General features: G+C 60.1%; 16 protein-coding genes and 1 tRNA gene. 11 read left to right on the top strand and 6 right to left on the bottom strand.

Going from position 1 to position 21,346, the window contains the following annotated elements:
• Positions 1-8 precede the first annotated feature (8 nt).
• Together tgt and EWR20_RS09880 are read left to right on the top strand one after the other, a co-directional pair.
• Complete coding sequence (gene tgt, locus EWR20_RS09885) at positions 9-1,310, top strand: tRNA guanosine(34) transglycosylase Tgt (RefSeq protein ID WP_129360484.1); 1,302 nt, start codon at positions 9-11, stop codon at positions 1,308-1,310.
• Between the two features lie 12 nt (positions 1,311-1,322).
• Positions 1,323-1,829: an SRPBCC family protein gene (locus EWR20_RS09880; protein ID WP_129360483.1), complete on the top strand. Its 507-nt coding sequence runs from the start codon at positions 1,323-1,325 to the stop codon at positions 1,827-1,829.
• Here EWR20_RS09880 and EWR20_RS09875 read toward each other — a convergent pair whose 3' ends face one another.
• Positions 1,830-4,139, bottom strand: a complete 2,310-nt coding sequence (locus EWR20_RS09875; RefSeq protein WP_129360482.1) for an ABC transporter permease — start codon at positions 4,137-4,139, stop codon at positions 1,830-1,832.
• The gene (locus tag EWR20_RS09870; RefSeq protein ID WP_129360481.1) at positions 4,136-5,206 is read right to left on the bottom strand and encodes an FUSC family protein; all 1,071 of its coding nucleotides are present in this window, start codon (positions 5,204-5,206) and stop codon (positions 4,136-4,138) included. Before EWR20_RS09870 ends, EWR20_RS09875 begins: the two co-directional genes overlap by 4 nt.
• Before the next feature lie 210 nt (positions 5,207-5,416).
• Between EWR20_RS09870 and EWR20_RS09865 the strand changes: the two genes are divergently transcribed.
• From EWR20_RS09865 to cls, 3 genes are all read left to right on the top strand, one after another.
• Complete coding sequence (locus EWR20_RS09865) at positions 5,417-7,954, top strand: coiled-coil domain-containing protein (RefSeq protein WP_129360480.1); 2,538 nt, start codon at positions 5,417-5,419, stop codon at positions 7,952-7,954.
• Between the two features lie 141 nt (positions 7,955-8,095).
• Positions 8,096-9,082, top strand: coding sequence for a hypothetical protein (locus tag EWR20_RS09860; protein ID WP_129360479.1), 987 nt, complete (start codon positions 8,096-8,098; stop codon positions 9,080-9,082).
• Positions 9,079-10,554: a cardiolipin synthase gene (gene cls / locus EWR20_RS09855; protein WP_129360478.1), complete on the top strand. Its 1,476-nt coding sequence runs from the start codon at positions 9,079-9,081 to the stop codon at positions 10,552-10,554. Before EWR20_RS09860 ends, cls begins: the two co-directional genes overlap by 4 nt.
• A gap of 34 nt (positions 10,555-10,588) precedes the next feature.
• Here cls and EWR20_RS09850 read toward each other — a convergent pair whose 3' ends face one another.
• Complete coding sequence (locus tag EWR20_RS09850) at positions 10,589-11,290, bottom strand: hypothetical protein (RefSeq protein WP_129360477.1); 702 nt, start codon at positions 11,288-11,290, stop codon at positions 10,589-10,591.
• Positions 11,291-11,493: 203 nt separating this feature from the next.
• Between EWR20_RS09850 and EWR20_RS09845 the strand changes: the two genes are divergently transcribed.
• A tRNA-Lys gene (locus EWR20_RS09845) sits at positions 11,494-11,566 on the top strand.
• A 316-nt stretch (positions 11,567-11,882) separates the two neighbouring features.
• On the opposite strand, the gene asnB is transcribed toward EWR20_RS09845, so the two are convergent.
• On the bottom strand, positions 11,883-13,421 hold the full coding sequence (gene asnB / locus EWR20_RS09840) for an asparagine synthase (glutamine-hydrolyzing) (RefSeq protein ID WP_129360476.1): 1,539 nt from the start codon (positions 13,419-13,421) through the stop codon (positions 11,883-11,885).
• Between the two features lie 79 nt (positions 13,422-13,500).
• On the opposite strand from asnB, the gene EWR20_RS09835 reads away from it, so the two are divergent.
• The 3 genes from EWR20_RS09835 (at position 13,501) to mgtE (ending at position 17,073) form a co-directional block, all read left to right on the top strand.
• A complete protein-coding gene (locus EWR20_RS09835) occupies positions 13,501-14,277 on the top strand; it encodes an IclR family transcriptional regulator (RefSeq protein WP_129360475.1) in 777 nt (258 codons plus the stop codon).
• A gap of 543 nt (positions 14,278-14,820) precedes the next feature.
• Positions 14,821-15,414: a PepSY domain-containing protein gene (locus EWR20_RS09830; protein WP_129360474.1), complete on the top strand. Its 594-nt coding sequence runs from the start codon at positions 14,821-14,823 to the stop codon at positions 15,412-15,414.
• Positions 15,415-15,714: 300 nt separating this feature from the next.
• On the top strand, positions 15,715-17,073 hold the full coding sequence (gene mgtE / locus EWR20_RS09825) for a magnesium transporter (RefSeq protein WP_129360473.1): 1,359 nt from the start codon (positions 15,715-15,717) through the stop codon (positions 17,071-17,073).
• Positions 17,074-17,484: 411 nt separating this feature from the next.
• Here mgtE and EWR20_RS09820 read toward each other — a convergent pair whose 3' ends face one another.
• Positions 17,485-19,026 carry a sulfatase-like hydrolase/transferase gene (locus EWR20_RS09820; protein ID WP_129360472.1) on the bottom strand — a complete coding sequence of 514 codons (1,542 nt, stop codon included), beginning with the start codon at positions 19,024-19,026 and terminating at the stop codon, positions 17,485-17,487.
• 358 nt (positions 19,027-19,384) lie between these two features.
• Between EWR20_RS09820 and EWR20_RS09815 the strand changes: the two genes are divergently transcribed.
• Positions 19,385-19,831, top strand: coding sequence for a DUF2871 domain-containing protein (locus EWR20_RS09815; protein WP_129360471.1), 447 nt, complete (start codon positions 19,385-19,387; stop codon positions 19,829-19,831).
• A gap of 109 nt (positions 19,832-19,940) precedes the next feature.
• The gene (locus tag EWR20_RS09810) at positions 19,941-20,372 is read left to right on the top strand and encodes an MFS transporter (protein WP_129360470.1); all 432 of its coding nucleotides are present in this window, start codon (positions 19,941-19,943) and stop codon (positions 20,370-20,372) included.
• A gap of 163 nt (positions 20,373-20,535) precedes the next feature.
• On the opposite strand, the gene EWR20_RS09805 is transcribed toward EWR20_RS09810, so the two are convergent.
• Positions 20,536-21,237 carry a Rossmann-fold NAD(P)-binding domain-containing protein gene (locus tag EWR20_RS09805; RefSeq protein ID WP_238147689.1) on the bottom strand — a complete coding sequence of 234 codons (702 nt, stop codon included), beginning with the start codon at positions 21,235-21,237 and terminating at the stop codon, positions 20,536-20,538.
• Positions 21,238-21,346: the final 109 nt, after the last annotated feature.

Raw genomic sequence — 21,346 nt, 5'->3', positions numbered from 1 at the left:
TAGGTCGGGTGTCCAACACTGAATTTCCCAATCCCAATTTTCGCTTCGACATCGGCTCGCGCCTGAACGATACGGCGGGCGACGACGCGTCCTCGGCCGCTCTTGACCGTAATAACGGCGGCGAGTTCCTGGGACGAACGGGCGTGATGACGACGCCGCACGGCCAAATCCAGACCCCCGCCTTCATTCCGGTCGGGACCAAAGCAACCGTCAAGGCTGTTCTTCCCGAGGAAATGAAGCAGCTCGGGGCCCAGGCGCTCCTGGCCAACGCTTACCACCTCTTTCTCCAGCCCGGCCCAGACGTGCTCGACGCCGCGGGCGGTCTGGGTGCGTTCATGAATTGGGGCGGACCCACGTTCACCGATTCGGGCGGTTTCCAGGTCATGTCCCTTGGCTCCGGGTTCAAGAAGGTCATCGACATGGGAACCGTCGCGGGAACCATCGGGGCCGACGGACGCCCTGTTGGGGACGACGACGTCGCCTCCGGCAAGGAACGGATGGCCCACGTCGACGAGGACGGCGTGACCTTCAAATCTCATCTCAATGGTGACCTCCACCGTTTCACGCCGGAAGTTTCTATGGGCGTCCAGCATCAGCTCGGCGCCGACGTCATGTTTGCCTTCGACGAGCTAACCACGCTCTACAACTCGCGCGGATACCAGGAAGAAGCGCTGGAAAGAACCCGTCTCTGGGCGTTGCGGTGCATCGCGGAGCATCAACGACTCACCGTTGAGCGTGCCGACAAGCCGTATCAGGCCCTGTTCGGGGTGATCCAAGGAGCCCAGTACGAGGATCTCCGACGCAAAGCATGTCGAGACCTCGGCGACATGGATTTCGACGGCTTCGGCCTCGGAGGCGCTTTGGAAAAAGAGAATCTGGGAACCATTGTGCGCTGGTGCAACGAAGAACTCCCCGAGAACAAACCGCGGCACCTGCTCGGAATCTCGGAACCCGATGACATCTTCGTGGCGATTGAAAATGGCGCCGATACCTTCGATTGTGTTTCACCGACGCGGGTCGCGCGTACTGCTGCGGTCTACTCTCCGGATGGCCGCTTCAACGTGTCCAACGCCAGGTTCAAGAAGGACTTCACACCGATCTACGACGGGTGCGACTGCTATACCTGTGCGAACTACACCAAGGCGTATCTGCATCATCTCTTCAAGGCCAAGGAACGCCTCGCGGCCACGCTGGCCTCAATTCACAATGAGCGTTTCATCGTCCGTATGGTCGATACCGCTCGGGAGACCATCGCCTCGGGCGAATACTTCCAGTATCGTGACGAGTTCCTGGGTCGTTACTATGCGTAGAAAGGCCAAGAATTGAGCATTTTGACCACGGTCCCGAAGGACCAAATCGTTTCCGTCTCCCACGATGTACCGGCTCCGCCCCAGGACGTTTTCGGTGCCTTCATCGACCCGCTCCGCCTCGCGGGCTGGTACGGACCGGAAGGCTGGATCGTGCCGGTCCACACGATTTCGCTCGAACCGAGACCAGGCGGTACTTTTCGCTTGGCCATGGTCAACCACGCACAGCCCAACCAGGCAGTTCCGCTGTATTCTACGTTCGTCAGCGTCGTCGAAGGTGAGCTCATCGAGCATCGGGAGTCTCTTCCCGGTCCCGACGGCGAAGCCACGGACGCGACCGTGCTCCATAGAATCGAATTCCTCTCGCGCGAAGTTGACGGGACCGAGGGTACACGTGTCGTCGTGAGTCAGGGTCCATTGCCGCGAGAGGCCCACGCAACCGTTGTCGCCGGATGGCGCTCGGCTCTCGCCGAGTTGGCTCACGCGATAGTCCAGGAGCGTACGGTCCGCGCCGCGAACTAGCTAGTCGCTCCCCCGACCGCCCGAGGGCCGACGGTGGCCGGCCCGGACCGCGCGCAACTGACGCGTCTCCGGATTCTCGGTTCCGGTAAGGACCCTCCCTTCGAAATCGCCGGGGTCCTCATCCTCATATTGTTGCGCTTCGGCCAGCTCTACCGCGGCGTTCTTCCGTTTCAAGTGCTGCACGTACAGGTGTCCCCCGGTGTAGAGCAGTACCCCGATGACGAGCCAGACAAGCTCCAAGATGATGTCGCCCCTGATCGAGGCGTCCGGCAGATACACCTGGAGACGGATCGCGCCGAGAGCAGCGGAACTGGGCACCACATGATTGAGCACCGTGTAGATCGGTGGGGCCATATCCAAGGGCAGGAGCAGGCCGGAGCTGGGCACGCCACACATGATGAACAGCGGCAGCGATATCAGCATCACGGAATTTCGAAGGAAAAGCGCCCCACCGAGCGTGAAGAACTGGATGGTCAGCGAGGTCAGGAACAGTATTCCCCAAACGGTCCACGGTGCACCAGGATCCAGGAAATGAACCACGTGCACCGAGATCACGTATTGCAGGAACGTGTTCGCCGCGGCCACGCCGATGACCCACGCGACGCGCCTGAACCAGTGCCACCCGCGCCCGACCAGCCCGATCATCATTCCGGCCAAGTTGGAACCGACTATTCCGCCCATTCCGAGGTACATCATCGACATGCCGAATTTGTCGTTATCGCTCGTCGGGGCCAAGTCCACCTGTTGCATCTGCTGACCGTTGGCGAGAGTTCCGAAGAGTTTTTTGACGGTTGTCTCGGCTTGCATACCGTTTCCGGTGGCCACATACAACACCGACGAGGCAGGATCGTTCCGTTCTGAAACATCCCCTGCTGCCGAAGCGGGCACGAATGCCGCGCGGGCTTTGTTCTCCTTGACGTCCTGACGCGCCTCGTCGGCGTCGTGGACCGTATTGACCTCGTACTGATCAGTTGGCAGCTGCTTCATGGTTTGGGCCAGCGCTTCGGATGATTGGTCGGCCACGACGACGTCGAGCTTCATATGATTCGGCGAGGGTGCGTGCACCAAACCGATATACATGAAAGGCAGAGCTATCAGAACGATGACGGGCAGCTTGAACGCATGGATCAGTCCTCGGCGGTTCTGCATCTGCTCTTCGCTGACCGAACGACGGCTACCGAAGTAGTAACGGAATCCTGGTGAAGAATAGCCGCGGCTGACGTGGCGGGAAACCCCTGCCGGAATCTCGCTGTCGCTCTTCTGCTCGAAGTCGAGAGCGTCCGGGTCCGACGGCCGGGGCTTTTTCAGGAAAGAGACCGCCAGCAGAATCAGCGCGAGGAAGAACCAGAACATCAACGTGATGATGTAACTGCTCAACGGCGCATTCGGGAAGTAGAGAATCCGCCGTAAGGCTTCCATCAGTGCAGGAGTGGGCAGGATCTTGTGCAACCCCTGAAATACTGGTGGAACCAGCTCGATAGCCATACCCGCGCCGGAGGCGGGTATCCCGAGAAGCACCAAGAGGAACATCGTCGGCAGGGCCATGTACAGCCCGATGAGTCTGAGCCCGCCGGTGTGGAAGAGCATGACCGTGAAGGACATGAACGCGAGCAAGCAGTATACCGGGAGCCCATGCTCGGTGAATGCCCCATGAATTGCGTAAGCGATGAACATCGGAACCGTAGCGATGAACAACGCCATGATCCCCATGATCGAGATCGAAACCTTGGCGCTGAGCTTGGCCAGGTTGCTTCTCAGCCCGACTGCCGTCATGAAGCTCGCCAAAAGGACTGGGAGGCCCATGAACATCAACGATGTCCCCATCCCGTCATTCGGCGGAGGTGGGACCAGGTCCTGGACCGTGGGCTCCGGAACATCCTTGGGGCTGTCATATTGGCCCGACTGTGTCAGAACCTGCGGCGCCGCCTTGGTGAAATACGCTTCCGCGAATTGAGCGGCAGTGGATGCGCCCATGGTGGCGACGTACTCGGTATTGGTCTGCGGATCCCACGCGGCGCGGATCTGAAGGGACTGGATCTGCTCCTTGGCCTCATCCACCGAGCCGACCGCTGAGACCTCGTAGGAGGCCCCCGCGGTCGCATTGAGCTTGGTCGCCATCTGTTCTGTCTTCGCATCCGAACCAATGACCGCGACTTTGAGACCGTGCGGGGACGGCGAATGCATGCTGAACCCGTAGACCAGCGGAAACATGATGGTCATGAACAACGGCAGGACAATCGAGAACTTCAGGACCTTGGAGGCACCTTTTCTCAATCCGCCTGCGTTGAGGCGTCTGCGTCGGGATGTCATGAGACCTTCTTCTTGCGTTGGCTACTACGGAGAATCGGCATGGCCTGCGTGTCAGCAGCGCGCTCGGCCGGAGTGCGAGTGACCAGGATGAGAACGAATCCGACGGCCGCGCCGATGGCGGTTTCTGCCATGCGCGCGGTCAGGATTTCCGTGGGCGAGGCAGGGTGGCCCATTTGAACCATCATGAGAGCCAAAGGCGTCACGAAAAGCATCGCAAACGCATAATTCCTCATGACAAACGCCTCGGCCAGGAACTGGAAAACCACCACATACACGGCCATATGCCATTGCTGCAGTCCCGTCGACAGCAGGAAGGCCGTGATCAGGATGCCGCCGAACGTCCCGATGATGCGCTGGACGCATTTGTGCAAACGGGCCGTCACGCTCGGGGCAGCGATGGGTGCCACTGCGGCAACCATCGCCCAATATGCGTGGGTCAGCCCCGAGAGTTCCCCCAGGATCCCCGCGATGGCTGCAGCGCAGAAAAAGAGCAGGCCACGCCGGAAAACCTGCGGCGTGGTCTGGCCGTGGTGCGTGGGAACGGGGGCCACGGGCCCTCGACGTCCTTCGCCCAGGAAAGTACCGGCCATGCCGGCGAGAATGGACCACATCGCCGCGCCGACCGCGGCGAGAAGTGCCAAAAGCACGGGCGGCGTCGTCGGCATCGAACCCACTGCGCCCGAAGCGAAGATGAAGAACAACCCTCCGGGCGGCCGCAGGGTGAGGATCAAGCACGCCATGGCGCACAAGCCGCCGACCAACGCACAAACCACGATCACGACCCATGGGCCAGGTTGTATAGAGGCGAGCGCAAGGCCGACGGCAATCGACCCGATCAGCAGGGCCGCGGCCTCGCATTGGTGACGGAAACGATCCCAGAAGGGTTCCTGACGCGCGTAGAGCGAAGTGAACGCACCGAATGACGCGTAAATCGTGAGATCGACACGCCCTACGAGAAGCAGTACCACCAGTGGAACAGCCACGCTTGCTGCAATTCGCATCGCCGGAATGTGATCCGAGGTCGAGGGGGCGAACGAAATGATCTCGCGCAAATGGCCGTTGGTCACTGTGAGATGGGCTCCTCAAGGGGTTGAAAACGGTGGTCGTGGACGACCCGAAGGGTCGAACTGGGAAGCAACGGGCCTGTCGCCGGACGCTCCAAGGTTCCGTAATCTTGGCGAAGGGGTGGTTCCCGTCAGGTAGCTGACAAGCTACACCTTGCTTAATACTAAACCTCTTCTCTCCAGGCGCGACCCGGGCCTTGTAACTTTGTTTGTATGACCGCGCGCACCCGAATCCACGACGACCCGATTGAGCTGTGGCGTTCCGTCGCCCAACTCAGTCCTCGGGTTTTGCCGAGGCCTCGGGCGTCGGAGCGGGCCTCCACAGTCAAGGATTACCTGTCAGGGCACCATCTTCCTTGGGAACCCGCCGCCGGTCACGTCAGCCATGGCAAGGACCGCACCTGGCGCCACGTCGTCTTCGCCGGCCTGGTCCAATACCGCCGCCTCATGACGTTTACGGGCCTCGTCTCCGACGACGCCGCCCATACCGCTGAACTCACGGCGCTCTTCGCAGCCCGCGTGACCGAGGACGGCCGACTCCTTGCGGAAAGTCTCGAATTGTCCCGTGCGGCCTGGGCAGCGGCCGTACTCGGGCGACAAGCAGACGTGCCGACTTTGTTCGCAGACGCGGCCGAGCAATGGAGGGCCGGTGCCGTCGATGTGCTCCGCGAACGCCGCGTACAGATGTACGGCGTGCGGTACCACCGGATTACGGACGACATCGAGCGGGATCACCCGCTGGACCGGGCCGACATAACGCAAATTATCAAGTACACACGTAATTGGCTCGGCCTTCAGGCCTTGTTCCCGGATAAGCCGAAGAACCTTCCCATACGCATTGCGAGCACTCTGGTTCCGCCGGTCAACTCGGTGGGAGACACGTCTATACTGAACCACCCCGCCGCGGAGGACCTCGACCTCGCAACGGACACCACAAGATTCCGTCAGGCCGCTGCGGGGCTCCTCGGGGTGGATGCCGCGGAATCCTTCGAAGATGTCACAGAATCCCGGGAGATTCTCTACTATGCGCTGGCCCCGCAGATGATCCCCGAAGGAACCTTCCACCTGGATCGTCCAACCGCAGCCACACAATTTGCCATCAACGCAGCCCTCAACGAGCTGTCGCACGCGGAAGGGCTCTGGTGCTGCCCACGACGGACTGCCGCCGGGGCTCCGGATCCGACGTGGAATGATGACATGTTGGCTGGTTTGGTGACTCGGCGCGCGGTTGCGATGGCGAACATTCCTGACCCCGCAGAGCTGTTCGACCCTGAGCCCCTGACGTGGTCCGGGAGCCGTCAGATCTTCGTACCTCACCCCGATCTGGCGCAATTCGAGATCCTGCGGTCCTCACCTCTCCTTGATCACGCGGATGGTACCGACACGGGATCGTATTCGGGCGTTCAAGGCTGTCAGAGGGCTCGGACTGATCACCTTGTTTTCGCCCCGGGGGTCTCCCCTGCACAGGTTCGGTTGTTGCCGGGTATGGAAGACGGCGAACCATATCGAGAGTTTACGAAAGACCAGAACGTGGAAGCCGTCGACGCGATCGACTCCGTACTCAACACCCTGGGGCATCTTTCGCCTCACATGACGCCAGAGGACTACGAGCTCTGGGATGAAACCGCCGAGGCCGTCTTGGCGAGCGTCGAACGAGTCCACACCCTGCTCCGAGAACGGCAACGCTTTCACGAAGTGGTTCCCATGCTGCTGCGCAACGAAGAGGTGGTCACGGATATCGCGGAAGCACTCGCCGAATCCTCGGGCGGGATCGCGGAGAAGGAAGAAGAGTTGGCGCGGCTGACTCAACTGCACGACGCCGCTCGAGCGTGCTCCATGGAGTTCAGCGATGCGATTGCCACGCACCTGAGGGACGAGCCGAGAATGATTTCGCGCCTTGCGACTTTCGGCCGTGTGCGCGTGCCTTGGCGGGAGCGTCTGTCACAGCTTCGCCGCAGCCAAAGCATCGCCCAAGCTGAGGAACAGGACGCACAGGCGAAGGTGGACGGGGTGCACAGAGAACTTCGGCAACTTCGGGCCGCCCACGAAGCGCTGCGCGATGACCTCAGAGAAAACAAGGCCTCCGTTCGATCGCTCAGAGACGAGCTGGCCAGTTATCGATACCCTGATCAGGCGATCGATCAGGAATGGCTCGCGGGTGACTGGCAGGAAACCGGCGCCTTGGCTCCGTGGCTCGACTCCGAGATCCAACAGGCACGGTACGAGGCATTCCGGGCTGCACTGCGTATGCATTCGATGGCCATCCAGGGCTTGCCCACGGAATTCCGCGCCGGTCTGTTGGCCGCTCGAGATCTTCTGAGCGGACACCCCAGTGGAGACTCCACTGCGGTTTACGCCGCATGGCAGGTCTTGTGTCTGGTTTTTCCCGAGGTCAGCATTCAAGCCGAATTCTTGCCCGGAATATGCCGCAGTTTGGGTGACCATCGGTTGGGTTGGATTGTCTATTCCGATTCCGCCCGCCTGCGACCTGGCGTCGCGTACGCCGGTATGCTGCATGCCCAGCGGGCAATACTCTTTGCGGACAAGAGCGACGATGCTGCTGGCGCGCACCAAATCGCCGGGAGCGGAATCGCCTCGACAACGGTGGAACACAGCTCTTCTCCGTACATGGTTCCGCCGGACACTGCGCAGATTGCCTTGGCGAAGGCCAACGCGTGTTCCGTCGATTGGGCGCCGTCGCGAACCAATGCCTACGAGCTTGCCCTCGCGGCGTCGAGATATTCGGGATAAGTCTACCGCGACACTCGGAGGGGGAGGAGCTCTCATCGTGGTGCTGGCCAGCGGTTACACCGGTAAAATCGAACTTGCGCGCCGGCTCCCGACCAAGAGGTCGACGCGTGCGATCATCGTCCCGCGCCAGAAAGATTCTCCATGGAAAGTACCGGCCAGCCGTACCTGCGGGCCTTTTACGATGACGTGCCTGGCCCGTGGCGTTCTGTGCTGAGCCATCTGCCGCTGTATTGCGCCGGTCTTCTGGTGATGTGGACCCTTGGGATTCTCAACAGATTTTCCGGTGCCCAGTCAGTCTCGGCTCCGGCACTTCGATCCGTGACCCCGACCATTACCTTCGTGGCCTGGCTCGTGCTGTTGATCTACACGGCTTTTCTGATCCTGGTCGCGGTGAGACCGCGCGCGTCGGGCAGGCAGCCCCTCAGCTTGCAACGGCGCCTGGCTAGAACGGTAGCGCCCACGGCCCAAACGTCACTGGTCATGGGAATCATCCAGGGCGGCGAAGTCGTCATAGGCAACATCTGGCGCGGGCCCGCCCCTCATTTCGGCGACCTCTGGTTGACCGCGTTGTTTTACGCGCTGGAAGCAACGATTGGAGTTGCGGCCTTCTGTATGCTGTTCGCGACCATCGCGGTTGCCCTTTCTCCGATCATGCGAGGTTGGTGGACATATGCGCTCGGCGCGTGGGTCGTTTATGGCGTCATCGACCGGTTTCAGAGGTACGCAACCTTTGTGCCGTTTCCTTGGACAAACGGGTCCGTGTTCCATTCGGGGCTGGACTTCGGCAAGTCCGCCGCGACCAATGTATTCATTAATGGATTTCCCGGTAATTACATTTCCTCCGGTGCGGAATCGACCGATGCACAACCTCCTTACACGAACATTGATGTTCACAATATTTGGATCAACGTGGGAATCGTTCTGGTGTGCGCTGCCTTCCTGACGGTCACTGCGCTGGTTTCCTCGTCGCGCACTCGGGCGGAATTGAGGCGATCGGGTGGCCCTCCGCGTACCGGAGCATCTTCTTTCAGCAGGACTTCGCCTGGCGAAATATACGCAGACGAGAGCAGTCTCATTCCTTGGGACCATGACGAGGCCCCGCCCTCCTCCCGTAGACTTGGCCCGTGAATTACTCGCTCCTGAACGTCCCCGGTTTGCCGCCCTGGGTCGATACAACGCTGGTGGTCATCGATTTGTTGATCCGCGTTGTTGCCCTGTGCTGGATCCCGTACAACCGAAAGCCGTCCGTGGCGCTGGGATGGCTCATGGCAATTTTCCTCATCCCTTACGTAGGAATTGTGGCGTTCTTGATCATCGGGTCAACGTATCTGCCTCGTGGACGACGTGAACGCCAAACCCACATGAATGAGATCATTCGTGAGCAAATCGGTGACCAACCTATCTTGGGAGACACCTCGGGGTTGCGGGAACCGGATTTGTCCTCCGCTAAGCTGAACTACAAACTCGGCTCTCTGCCGATGGCAGGCGGCAATCGCCTGGAGTTTCTTCGTGACAACCACGAGTCCATGCGCCTGATGGCCGATGCCGTCGACCAGGCCAAGGAATACGTTCATTTCGAGTTTTACATCGTCGCGTACGACGAAACGAGCGCGCCCCTTTTGGACTCTCTATTCCGTGCGCATCGCCGCGGGGTCAAGGTACACATTCTAGTGGACCAGCTCGGCTCTGCGGGCTACCCGGGCTACAGCAAGCTGGTGAAAATGCTGGACGATTCGGGCATCTCTTGGCGTAGGTCCCTGCCCATTCGTCCGTGGCGCGGCGAATATCAACGACCTGATCTGCGGAACCACCGCAAGATCCTGGTCATCGACGGGGATATTGCGTTCTCCGGCTCGCAGAACATCATCAACCGGTCCTACAACAAGCGTGCCAATCTCCGGAAGGGCCTGGCCTGGAAGGACCTGATGCTCGGCCTTGAGGGCCCCATGGTCGACGAGCTCAACGCGCTCTTCATCTCCGACTGGTATTCCGAGACGGGCGACCTCCTGCTCGATGAGGTGGACCAGGAGTTGCCGGCCGTGGATTCCGGGGTCCGGGCCCAGGTGGTTCCTTCGGGGCCCGGGTTTGAAACCGAAAACAATCTGCGCCTCATCAATCATTTGATCTACAACGCGGAACGCCGGATCGTCATCTGCAGCCCCTATTTTGTGCCGGACGACTCCCTCAAAATGGGGCTCACAACTGCCGCACAGTCCGGCATCGAGATCCACCTGATCGTGTGCGAGAAAGGTGATCAGTTCTTCCCGCACTTCGGCCAGCGGTCTTATTACGAGGCCCTCTTGGAGAGTGGAATCAACATTCACCTCTACCCGGCGCCCACCGTCCTGCATTCGAAATTCATGATTATCGACGACGACGTCGCCTTTATCGGTTCGTCGAATATGGACCAGCGGTCATTTGCCCTGAACCTTGAGGTATCGCTGTTGATCCTGGACAAGGAGGTCACGGCGGAGCTCCAGGAGATCGCGGATGACTACCTCGAGACCAGCTTCGGGATCGACTACGACGAATGGAAGAAGCGGCCGCTGCGCATGAAGGCGTTGGAGAACGTGTGCCGTTTGACTTCGGGTCTTCTGTAGCTCCCGATCGATGCGGGGAGTCTAAAGCGAGCTGTCAGTCCAGCTGACCGTGCCGCCAGGCGCTTGCGGAGGATTCGAGCTCTTCGGCCGTGGTGATCAGTCGGCGGGAAGCCTTGGTGAGCCGATTCCCTTGAGCAGTGGATCCGGGAGAAGAGACGAATTCCCCGGCACGCAGATGCCCCTCAGCTCCGACGGGCTCGACTGCGACGTCGGCGCGGTCCGCGGCAACGGCTTGGCCAAGGGCGACGACGCGGCAGAACGCGCCAAATCGTTCCAAGGCGACGTCGAATTCCCCCGTATACGCACCGGTGAGAATCGCGTCGATGGTCTGGCATACTTCCTCGGCTTTCGGAGGATCGGCGACGCCTGCCACCACGCGAGAGACTTGGGCCGTATCCTGTCCCAAATGATAATGGCGACTGATGTTTTCGGGGCTCTGCCGGACAGCGTCTCGGAGAGCGTAAATTCGCCACAATGCGCCGGGCAGAGAGACGCCGGGGGCTTCCGCCCACATTTCGGCGATCGCTTCTAGCCCATAGTGATCAGTGAATTCTACGAGCCTTTCGGTCACGGCGGGGTCGCTGTTCGCACGGCCTTGGGTCAACAGGGCCCAAGCCGATGAGTGAGCAGCCTGGGATATGACCTCGGGGTCCGCTCCTCCGGCGAGGTGCTCGAATATCCCCGGGGAGAACTTGACGGGGCTATGGTGCCTTGATGGCTGGCTCGATCCTGACATGCGCCCAGTCTAGGCTTCCGAGCGGTTGCGTGACCGTGCAGATTCTCACGGTTCGCCACACGGAAACGCGGTCCTGACCCGACGACGCCGCGCGATAACATTTTGATGTAAGGGTGATTACATCGGTTAGATCGAGACCGCTTGGTGTTGTAGACTAGATGAGCTTGAGTCAAGCGCGTGTTGACCGCGTCCGACTCAGGTGGGCGCCTTTAGCTCAGTTGGTAGAGCATCGGACTTTTAATCCGTGGGTCGTGGGTTCGAGCCCCACAGGGCGCACTGTTTTTGAATCCCGTCCCGGCCTGTGCCGGGGCGGGATTTTTGTCGCCTATGACGGGCCTCGGCCCGGATGTCCGCTACTAGTGAATGACCGTGGGGCCACGCTACGCACATTGCTTGCCGCATCTACAGCTGGCATCCTATGCCCGCCCCGCTGGATGCATTCGGCCCCCTTGACTGTCAATCAGAACCTCATCGATGACGAATGCTGCTTCCGTCCGAGGAAGATTTTAAGGACCCTGGGATACAACGACAGCCAGGCAAAAGACCGTTCAAGCTGACACCGGATGATCGACACGCGTTTGCTTGTTTCCACTCAGGCAGCCGCGAAGCGGGTGAGAACGGCATCGGGCCGCACACCGGGCAACACAGCCCGGAAAATCCTGTAGTACCCCAGCTCCTCCTTGCTCCGGATCTGTGGGGCACCTTCACGGTTCACCTCGGCCATGAAATCATCGTCGGCGATATCAGAACCCACGGTGTCGAGGAGGTCCTGTGCGCCGCTTCCTGCGCCGAATTGCTCTTTGCGCCGCCATAACAAGTGATCCGGGAGCCAACCGTCGAAGGCGCGGCGAAGGTGGCCTTTCTCCATCCCGTCCGCCTCGAGGGCTTTTACCCATGTCGGAAGTGACATCGAGTGCTCGATGACCTCCCGGTCCAGGAACGGCACACGAGCCTCCAATCCGTGGGCCATCGTGATGCGATCGCACCGCTGCAGGTTCAAACCGTGAAGGCTCTCGATCGTGCGTCGCAGCTCCCCATCAAGGTCATCGGGATCATCGAATTCTTCATGGTAGTAGCCGTAGCCCGCAAACAACTCGTCCGCGCCTTCTCCGGTGAGAACCGCCTTGACGTGCTGGGAGGCCAGTTGGGACAAAAACCAATTGGGCACGGCGCTGCGGACAAGACTCGCATCGAATGACTCGATGGACCCGACAACGACGCCGAGAATCTCACGGACTTCACTTTCAGCGAGGAGAGCTTCGTGGTGCTCGGTACCCAAGAACGCCGCGGTCTCACGGGCGGCCAACAGATCCGGCGATCCTTCGGTTCCCACCGCGAAAGTCTTGAGGTGGCGCCCTTGCCGCGCATACTCTTCGGCGGCCACCGCGGCGACCAACCCGGAGTCGAGGCCACCGGACAGGAAGACGCCGACATCGACATCGGCCATCAGATGTCGGCGTACGGAATCGGAGACGACGTCGAAAGTGGCCTTCTCCAAAGCCGCAGGCGATGCTTCACTCCGTTTCGCTTCCTCTTCTCTAGTGGGGACCGCGTACGCGAAACGTTGTAGGCCGTCCTCCGGCGTCCACCAGAAACCTGGCGGGAAGATCTCGGCGGCCGGTTGGACGTCAGGGGCGAAGGCTCGGAGTTCTGAAGCGAAGTGCACGCCCATTTCGGTGCGCGCCCAGTAGAGCGGTTTGATTCCAACGGCGTCGCGGGCGGCCACGAAGCGTCCGTCCTCGGTCGCTGCGCACAGGGCCCACATTCCACGTAGCCGCCCCAGCTCTCCGGGACCAAAGGTTCTCAAGACAGCGAGCGCCGCAGCGGAATCGGAAAGGGAATCGAATGCTTCGGGCATCTCCCCGCGCAATTCTTTGTGATTGTAGATCTCACCATTGCACACCAGCGACCAGTCGCCACTCCCGCGAGTGCCACCGAGGGGCTGGTGCCCCATCTCCAGGTCGACGATCGAAAGGCGACGGTGACCGAGCCAGGCTTTGCGACCGACTTGTCGAACACCTTTGTCATCGGGACCTCGGTGCGCCAACCGGTCGAGGGCCCCCTCGGCTTCTGTGGCGAGCTGAAGATTGATGTCTTTTGCATCATGGAAGATGCCTACGATTCCGCACATGAGTTAGACCGTAGGCGGTCGCGTTCCTAAACAACAACGCTCGTTGCTCCATACGCACGGAACTGCCATCATATGCAGTATGGCGAGCGAGAATTTGAGCAGCGTGCACCGTGCACTTGATGTCCTGCGCGTTCTGGGACATGGCCCTATGGGTGTTCAAGACGTGGCTTCCGCGGTAGGGCGGGAGAAAACCCAGGTCTCCCGGACGTTGAAGGTCCTGGCTCAAGAGGGCTTCGTCGAAAGGGACGCCCGTAGTCTGCGCTACAGTCTCGGGTGGCAGGTACTGGCCCTGGCGACCTCGGCGTCCGAAGACCGGCTTCAGAGAGAAGCCCCCGGCGTTCTGCGAGCCCTCGTGCGCAGAGCCGGAGAGCCCGCCTACTTGACCGTGCTTTCAGGCCAAGGTGCGATGACGCTCCTGACCGAGCGCACCTCCCGCGGGATCCAGGCGAATGAGTGGGTCGGTCGCACGTCGCCGCTCAGTTGCACTTCCGCAGGTCGCGCCCTGATGTTCGGACTCGACGAGCCTCATGTCCGGTCGCTCCTGGAAGGATCCGGCGCCCCGCTTCCGGGCACCGCCGCGTCACCCCGTGACGTCTCGGCCGTACTACTACGCCTGCGCAGTGAACGCGGGAAAGGATATTCGGTAGCCGTAGAGGAATCCGAACCAGGGCTCGTCGCGGTTGCGGCCCCGGTGTACGACCATCGAGGCGAAGTCGTCGCGGCCGTCAATGTGTCCGCACCCGCATTCCGCATGCCACCAGAGGTCATCCCCCAGGCCGCCGATTCGGTGATTTCCGCGGCTGACGAGCTCTCATCTTTGATCGGCGGGGCACCAGCAGCCGAAAATCGCTCCTAGCCGCCCTCACTCGCTCCTATTTCCGAATGCCCGATCTATGACGCAACTGCATTCACGGATCCAGAGCAATTCGACAATTCCCTCTCCCACACGCTTTTGTCACTGCTAGATTTGCCGACATAATCTGCCACGCCCTCGTAGAAGTGCGCACAAGATCTTTTCCACAAGGCATGCTCTGGGCGATTATTTCGATCTGCCTCCCTGAAGCTTGCGCGCGGAATCCAAGGAAATTACTCGAGAGGACGCGGCAAGCCAAGACGTCAGCGCTCAGCAGGTGAGATCGCTGGGTTGCAGCCACCGAATCCACACCCTTCCATTCCCACCCGGGACCGAACCCCGCTCGCCCCGGTGCCGTGCGCAATAATTCGAGTCCTCAATTCTCAATAAATAATTGAAATTTCACGGTGTGCCCTGGATACCCCCCTATACGGCCCGGTTTGTATCTGCCTCAGTTTCAGCTCCTGAAATTTTCCTTGGCTTTTCGGCTTTTACCGGGGAGTTACTCGTTGTAGCCTGAAAAAGCACCTCGAAAAGGAGACTGATATGCGACGGAAAATTGCGGCCGGAGTGTCGATTGTATTTGCACTTGCGTTAGCCGGTTGCGGAGCCGACGATGCCTCAGACGACCAGGGTTCATCGTCGTCTACCTCGGCCAATGCCAGCGCATCGAGTGGTTCAAAAGATGACCTCGCGACCAAGAAGTTCCCAGTCAGCTGGAAGGATGCCCTGAAGACGGCACAGGGCAAGTTCGACGGCGACGTCAGCAAAATCGAGTTGGAACCGAACCCCTCCGGCAAGTACGAGTACAAGATCGAGCTACTCTCTGATCAGCAAAAATATGCAATCCAGATTGATGCCGAGTCGGGTGACACCGTCAGTGAGAAAACCGATGACCTTGATCAAGAAGATATCGGAACAGAACGCGAATCGGACAAGATCGACGTGTCTAACGTCATGTCATTGGAAGATGCAATGAAGAAAGCCAAGGCCGTTCACGACGGTCCCATCAACAAATGGAAGCTTGAAGGAAAGGAACGCGGGCCCCAGTACGAGTTCGACATTGACAAGTCGGACGGGTCGGGTGATAACGAAGTCCAGATCGACGCCCACACCGGCGAAACCATCCCGGACAGCTGATCCGGCCATCAGTCAGATGCGGCAGGGTTCGAGCCACGCTTCGAACCCTGCCGTTCTTTTGAGAAAAACCATGAACGAGTGCATGATATAGAGTTGTTGTTTGGAGTCAACAAGCGATCTGGAAGCGAGGTGAGGCCCGATGGACAGTGAAAGTCCCAGTCATTCTTTATTGAGCGCCCCCTCCGGATCATTTTCCTGGGAGTAACCAGGTCCATCAGCTGGAGCGGGCGTGATGTCCCGTGGTCACACTGAGGCGATTCGTCCTCAGGTGATGAAATTCCTCTGCCTTAAGGAACCAGCATGAACACTCCTCAGACCACTGAAGTGGCCAACATTGTGGCGGACATTCAGCCGCTGATCCAGTCCAAAAACTTCGTCGCGATCGTCGACGCCGTGGCTCCTCTGACTCCCGAACAGGTCGCTTCCCTCCTGGAACGGTTGTCGGTCAATCACCTAGCGATCGTGTACCGCTTGTTGCCCAAGGAGAAAGCCTTGGAAGTCTTCGAGCGGCTCACACCCAAGATGCAAAGCGACCTCATCGACGGCCTGCAGGATTCGGAAGTCTCAGCAATCTTTGCGGATCTCGATCCCGACGACCGTGTATGGCTCCTCGATGAGCTGCCCGCAGCACTCGCTCCTCGACTCCTTCACGGGCTCTCTGCCAAAGACCGCGAACTGACCTCGGGAGTACTCGGGTACCCGAAAGGGTCCGTTGGCCGACGCATGAGCCCGGAGTACGTGTCTACGCATCCTAGCCATACGGTGGCCCAGGCCCTGGAGCGGGTGAACCATCACCTCGCGGACGCCGAAACCGTGTACACCCTTCCGGTATTGGACGGAAGCCGCCGCGTCGTCGGCGTGGTGAGCCTACGAGATCTCATGCGTTCGGAATCGCATCTGAAGATTTCCGAGCTGATGCACCAGGCCAAAACCACCTCGGCTTACCAGTCGGCAGAAGAGGCCGCCCGCCGCAGTACCAACCTGGGACTTCTCGCCCTTCCCATCGTGGACAAAGAAGGTCGGCTCGTCGGTATTCTGACCATCGACGACGCTGTCCGCATCCTCGAACACGAAGAGACGGAAGACTCGGCCCGGCAAGGCGGCGTCGAGCCCCTGGGGCGTCCGTACTTCGCGACCCCGATCCGCGCTCTCGTGAAATCTCGCATCGTGTGGCTTTTTGTCCTCGCCATCGGCGCAACTCTGACCGTACAGGTTCAGTCCCATTTCGAAGCGACCCTCGAGCAGGTAACGCTGCTCGCATTGTTCGTACCGTTGCTGATCGGCACCGGCGGAAATACCGGAAATCAGGCCGCGACCACCGTGACCCGAGCGCTGGCACTGGGCGACGTCCAGCCGCGTGACCTCTTCAAAGTCCTACTCCGTGAGCTGGGTGTGGGTTTCTCACTCGGCGCGACGCTGGGCGCTCTGGGAGGACTGCTGACCGCGCTGCTGTACGAACCGCGCATCGGAATAGTCATTGGGCTGACGCTCGTGGCCGTGTGCTCCTTGGCCGCGACGGTCGGAGGAGTCATGCCCATGATTGCGCGTGCGCTTCGAGTGGACCCCGCGGTCTTCTCGAACCCATTCATCAGCACCTTCGTGGACGCCACCGGGCTGATCGTGTACTTCCTGATCGCCCGGGCCGTCCTCCAGATATAGGACCGGCATAGTGGCGACCAGCCTGGACGAGGCGGCTGAGTATGGAAATTTCGTCATACACAACCGCTTTGGCCAGTGAATACGGCCGGGCATCACGCACAAACCCGCCACCTCGGGCGGGGGCGCGCACAAAACTGCCACCTCGACCCTCGACTACAGAAAGGAACCGGCAGGAACCGGAAAACATCCGAGGAAACTCACCGTGACGGTGAGAAGAAAACCATAGAAGCACCCCTCAGGGGTATTCCGTCCGGAGGACCATTCGCCTCCAGGGCTACGGTGATCTTGAGACGATGGGCCGTTTCCCAGGGGTCAAGGCCCTTGCCCAGATTCCTTTTGCTCCCGTTCCGCGGCGGCAGCCATTGACTCGCTCGCCAGTTCAGCCGTCATCACGACGACCCTTTCCTCGCCCTAGCCTGACCAGGCCTTGGAATAGAAGTCCTTGGACCGGGAATCCAGAAGTTCGCGGTATGCGTCCGGATCCAAGGCTTGGGCAGAGCCTTCAGGGATCTGCGAGGTGAAAGCTGACACTCCTAGTCCCGCCTGATGGTCTTTGAGCTGGAGACCCGCGGCTTCCAAGATCGTGGGGTACATGTTCAATTGGTCCACGGGGGCGCGAAGATTTCGGTTCTTGTTTTCTCCCGGAACCCAAATGCGGTTGAAGATCGAACGATTGGGGTTGTTGTCCAACTGCTCGTGGAACGCGTCGCCCGCGCTCATGTGCTTCAGGTGGTCACCCATGATCACAACCGACGTGTCATCGAGGTAGCCCTTTTCCTTCATGTAGTCCACGAATCCGGTGACCTGGTCCATGGAACAGGCGTAAACGGACGTGACGTCGCTGTTCGTGTCCACATTGCAGTAGTCGAAGATGTGCACCGGCTCGTGCGTATCCAAGGTCAGCATGGACAGGTTGAAGGGTTGTCCGGTCTGTTCCGACTCGGCGTGGAGCTGATCGATCTCGTCCTTGGCATGAGCCATCAGACGCTCGTCGCTCAAACCCCAGTCGCTCCGGAAGTTCTTCTCCGGCTCACCAGCGGCGCGCCAGTCGTTGAGGTCCTTCTCCTCGGAGTAGCCGTGGCTGCCCAGGAAGGTGTCTTTGGAAGCAAAGGACCCATTGGCCCCGCCCATGAAGACGTTCTTGTAGCCGTGGTCCGCGAGGACATTGCCTGCGCAGTTGACACCGCCCAGGTACGAAGCCTGCGACTCCTCTGACTTCCCGATGGATCCGCTGCCCTCACCGATGCCCGGCCCCTTGAGCGGAATTCCGCACTGCGTGGACGTCAGCCCCGCCATGGTCCAGCCTCCGCCCTCGTACTGCTGCAACCCGTCGACGCTCTGCCAACCTTCGGACTCTTGGGTAGCGCCTTCGAGAGATTTGAAAGCATCCTTCTCGAAGAGCTGATCGTCGGTCAGGGTCTGCTCACCTGACTCAAGGTAAATGGTCACCAAGTTGTTCTTTTTCGAATCGTCGGTGACTTCCGGCTCGGCGTAGTAGTCGCCCATGTCGTACTTGGAATTGGCGGACTTGATGTAGTCGCTCATGCCGACCGTGGTGGCAAATGCCGAACCGCCGCCAACGGTCAAAGCGAGGACCAGAACGGTTGAGATCGAGCGCCTGACCCACGGACGGCGCCGCTTCGTCTTGTCCCCACCGTTGCGCCGCAGCTTGCGCAATCGGAAATGCCGCCAGACAGCGATACCGACGGTAATGAGGACCGGGGCAACTCCGATACCGAGGATGCCCATCCAGACAATGGCTCCGCCACCGCCGTCGGTTTGAACCGACACGAGGTTCAGGAGCATCTGCCCCACGGAGATCTTGCCCCAGAAGAAACGAATACCAAGTCCTGCGATGAGGAGCGTGAGGCCCAGCCAAATCAGCACGTAAACGAGGATACCCCCGGTGACTACGCCGACTCGTCGGCTCACATCAAGAAACCGACTGGACATGGCATTACCTCGCGTTTCGACTTTCCCTAGTTCTCAGAGGACTGTTGGCACCCATATCTCATTATTCGGGCACATATAATCCTGGCTACCGTACACTACCCGTTCACGGATGGTTAACCTATTTGTGGCGTATCGCTCAGCCTGGCCAGATCCGTATTCCGAGCCCCTCGGCGGCATTGATGGGATTCGCGCGCGTGCGGAGGCTATGGATTTTTCTCAGAGCGACACGCCACGGGAAGAGCGATTCCTCAACCATTCGGTTGGTCCAGTCTTCAATCTTTTGCCCGATGTTCCGCAGGCTCGCGGCTTGGTTGAGTTGTATCCGCAACACACAGCTCATCCGAGGAAGGAACCTCCCGTGAAAAAACTATTGAATGCGGCATTCATCTACATGCTCATCGGCGTACTGTCCGGACTGTTCTACAGGGAATTCGCCAAGGCCAATGACTTCCCTGACGGGCAGTTCACACAACTCAGCCTGGTGCACACCCATCTGCTCACCCTCGGCTTCATCGTCTTGCTGATCGTCTTGGTTCTCGAGAAGGTTTTCGGCATCTCGGAGAGCCGGAAGTTGTTCACCTGGTTCTTCTGGCTCTACAACATCGGCGTGGTCCTCACCTGTGCCATGCTCGCGTGGCACGGTTCGCTGACAGTTCTCGGCAAAGAATCGAGCGCCATGATCTCCGGAATCGCGGGACTCGGACACATTTCAATTTCCGCCGGCATGATCGTGCTCTTCATCGCGCTTCGTCGCGCGATTTCGAAGGCCACCGAGAACCGTTCTGAGCCCCGCCTCGACGCCTGAAATATGGGCATCTCAGCAACCACGCACGAAAACGCTCCGACCACGAAACAGTGGATCGGGCTGGCCACGCTCGCCGCGGGACTGGGTTTGATCGTTCTCGACAGAACCATTGTGGAGGCTCGCACTCCCCACGATCATCGGCGTCATAGCGCTGGCGGTGCTGACCACCGGTGAAACGTCCAGCTGGTTGGTCGCGGTACCGCTGACCCTCTACGGATTGGGGCTCAGCCTGGCCTCCGCGCAATTCACAAGCACCGTTCTGCGTGACGTACCGAAAGAGGAGTCGGGACCGGGATTGGCAGTTCAGTCCACTGTCCGCAAGATAGGGACCGCCCTCGTCGGCGCCATTCTTTCGATCGGGATGGCGGCGAGGTGGCCTGCGAGGCTCTCGGGTGTCGATATCGACGGCTCGGATGCGGATGCAGTTTCGGATGCAACCCGATGGGCGCTCATCGTCGCGGTGATCTTCCTCGCCCTCGGATTCATCGGTGCCGTGCGCATTCGGAAGCAAGACCCCTCGAGAAAAGCCTCAACCCGGTGACGCCGGGCACGACGAGGATCTGTACGGAATCCGATCGATGCCGAGCACTCGCTCTACGAGCGGGATTTCGTCAATCCGGTCCTTTCCCACAGTTTGCGCCAGAGCGACTACGGAGGTCAGCCCGATTTCAGAGCGAGCACAGCGACTCGTGGATCCGCTGGTGTCAGTCGTGGTCCGTCAGGAGCGCGGCGTACCCTTCGCGGAAAGTCGGATATTGAAGCTCCCGCACCAGTGAGTGCGCCAAGGAACCATCCAGCGTTTTTCCGAGATCGCGACGCCCCGTTTCCGGCGCAGCCGGTGGCTCGGGGACCCCCAAGAGAGATGCAATGTGGTCCGCGACCTCCCCCAGGGGAGCGGCTGCCCTGTCGACCGCGTGAACGATCGACGGAGGGTTGTCGACTTCGAGTATTCTTTCGACCACCGTCACCAGATCGTCCCGATGTATGCGGTTTGTCATTCGTTCACGCACGAGGGGTACTCCACGGCGGACGCGGTCTATCAGGGCACCGCGGCCCGGACCGTAGATTCCGGCCGGCCGTATAATCGTCACGTTACGGAACAGGCAAGTGACCAGCCCTTCGGCTTCCAAGAGAATCCGGGAGGTTTCCCTCCGGGGCCGTGGCACGGTTTCTTCCGTGATGGTCTCGCCGTCGCTCTGGCCAAAAACCCCGGTCGAGGAGATTAGCACGACCCTAGGTTGCTCGTCGTTTTCGCTCCCTCCCAGCACGCGAGCCAACCCGCGCAGGCCCCCGAGATGCGTGTGAGCGTATGCGTCTGCACCGGGCGCATCCGTCGTCAGGGAAACAACCACCGCGTCCGGTTTCGGGATTCTCGTACTTCCCGGATTCGCCAGGTCCAAGCTCATCGGAGAGATCTCGGCAGGCAAGAGTTCCGCTCGGCGCCGAATCCCGGTCGCTCGCCAGCCGCTCCTGACCAGGCGTTGACCCAGGCAGATTCCAACGTCACCGCACCCC

This window comes from Rothia uropygioeca, from assembly GCF_004136585.1.
GTDB lineage: Bacteria > Actinomycetota > Actinomycetes > Actinomycetales > Micrococcaceae > Rothia.
This window is presented reverse-complemented; position numbering and strand designations above follow the sequence as displayed.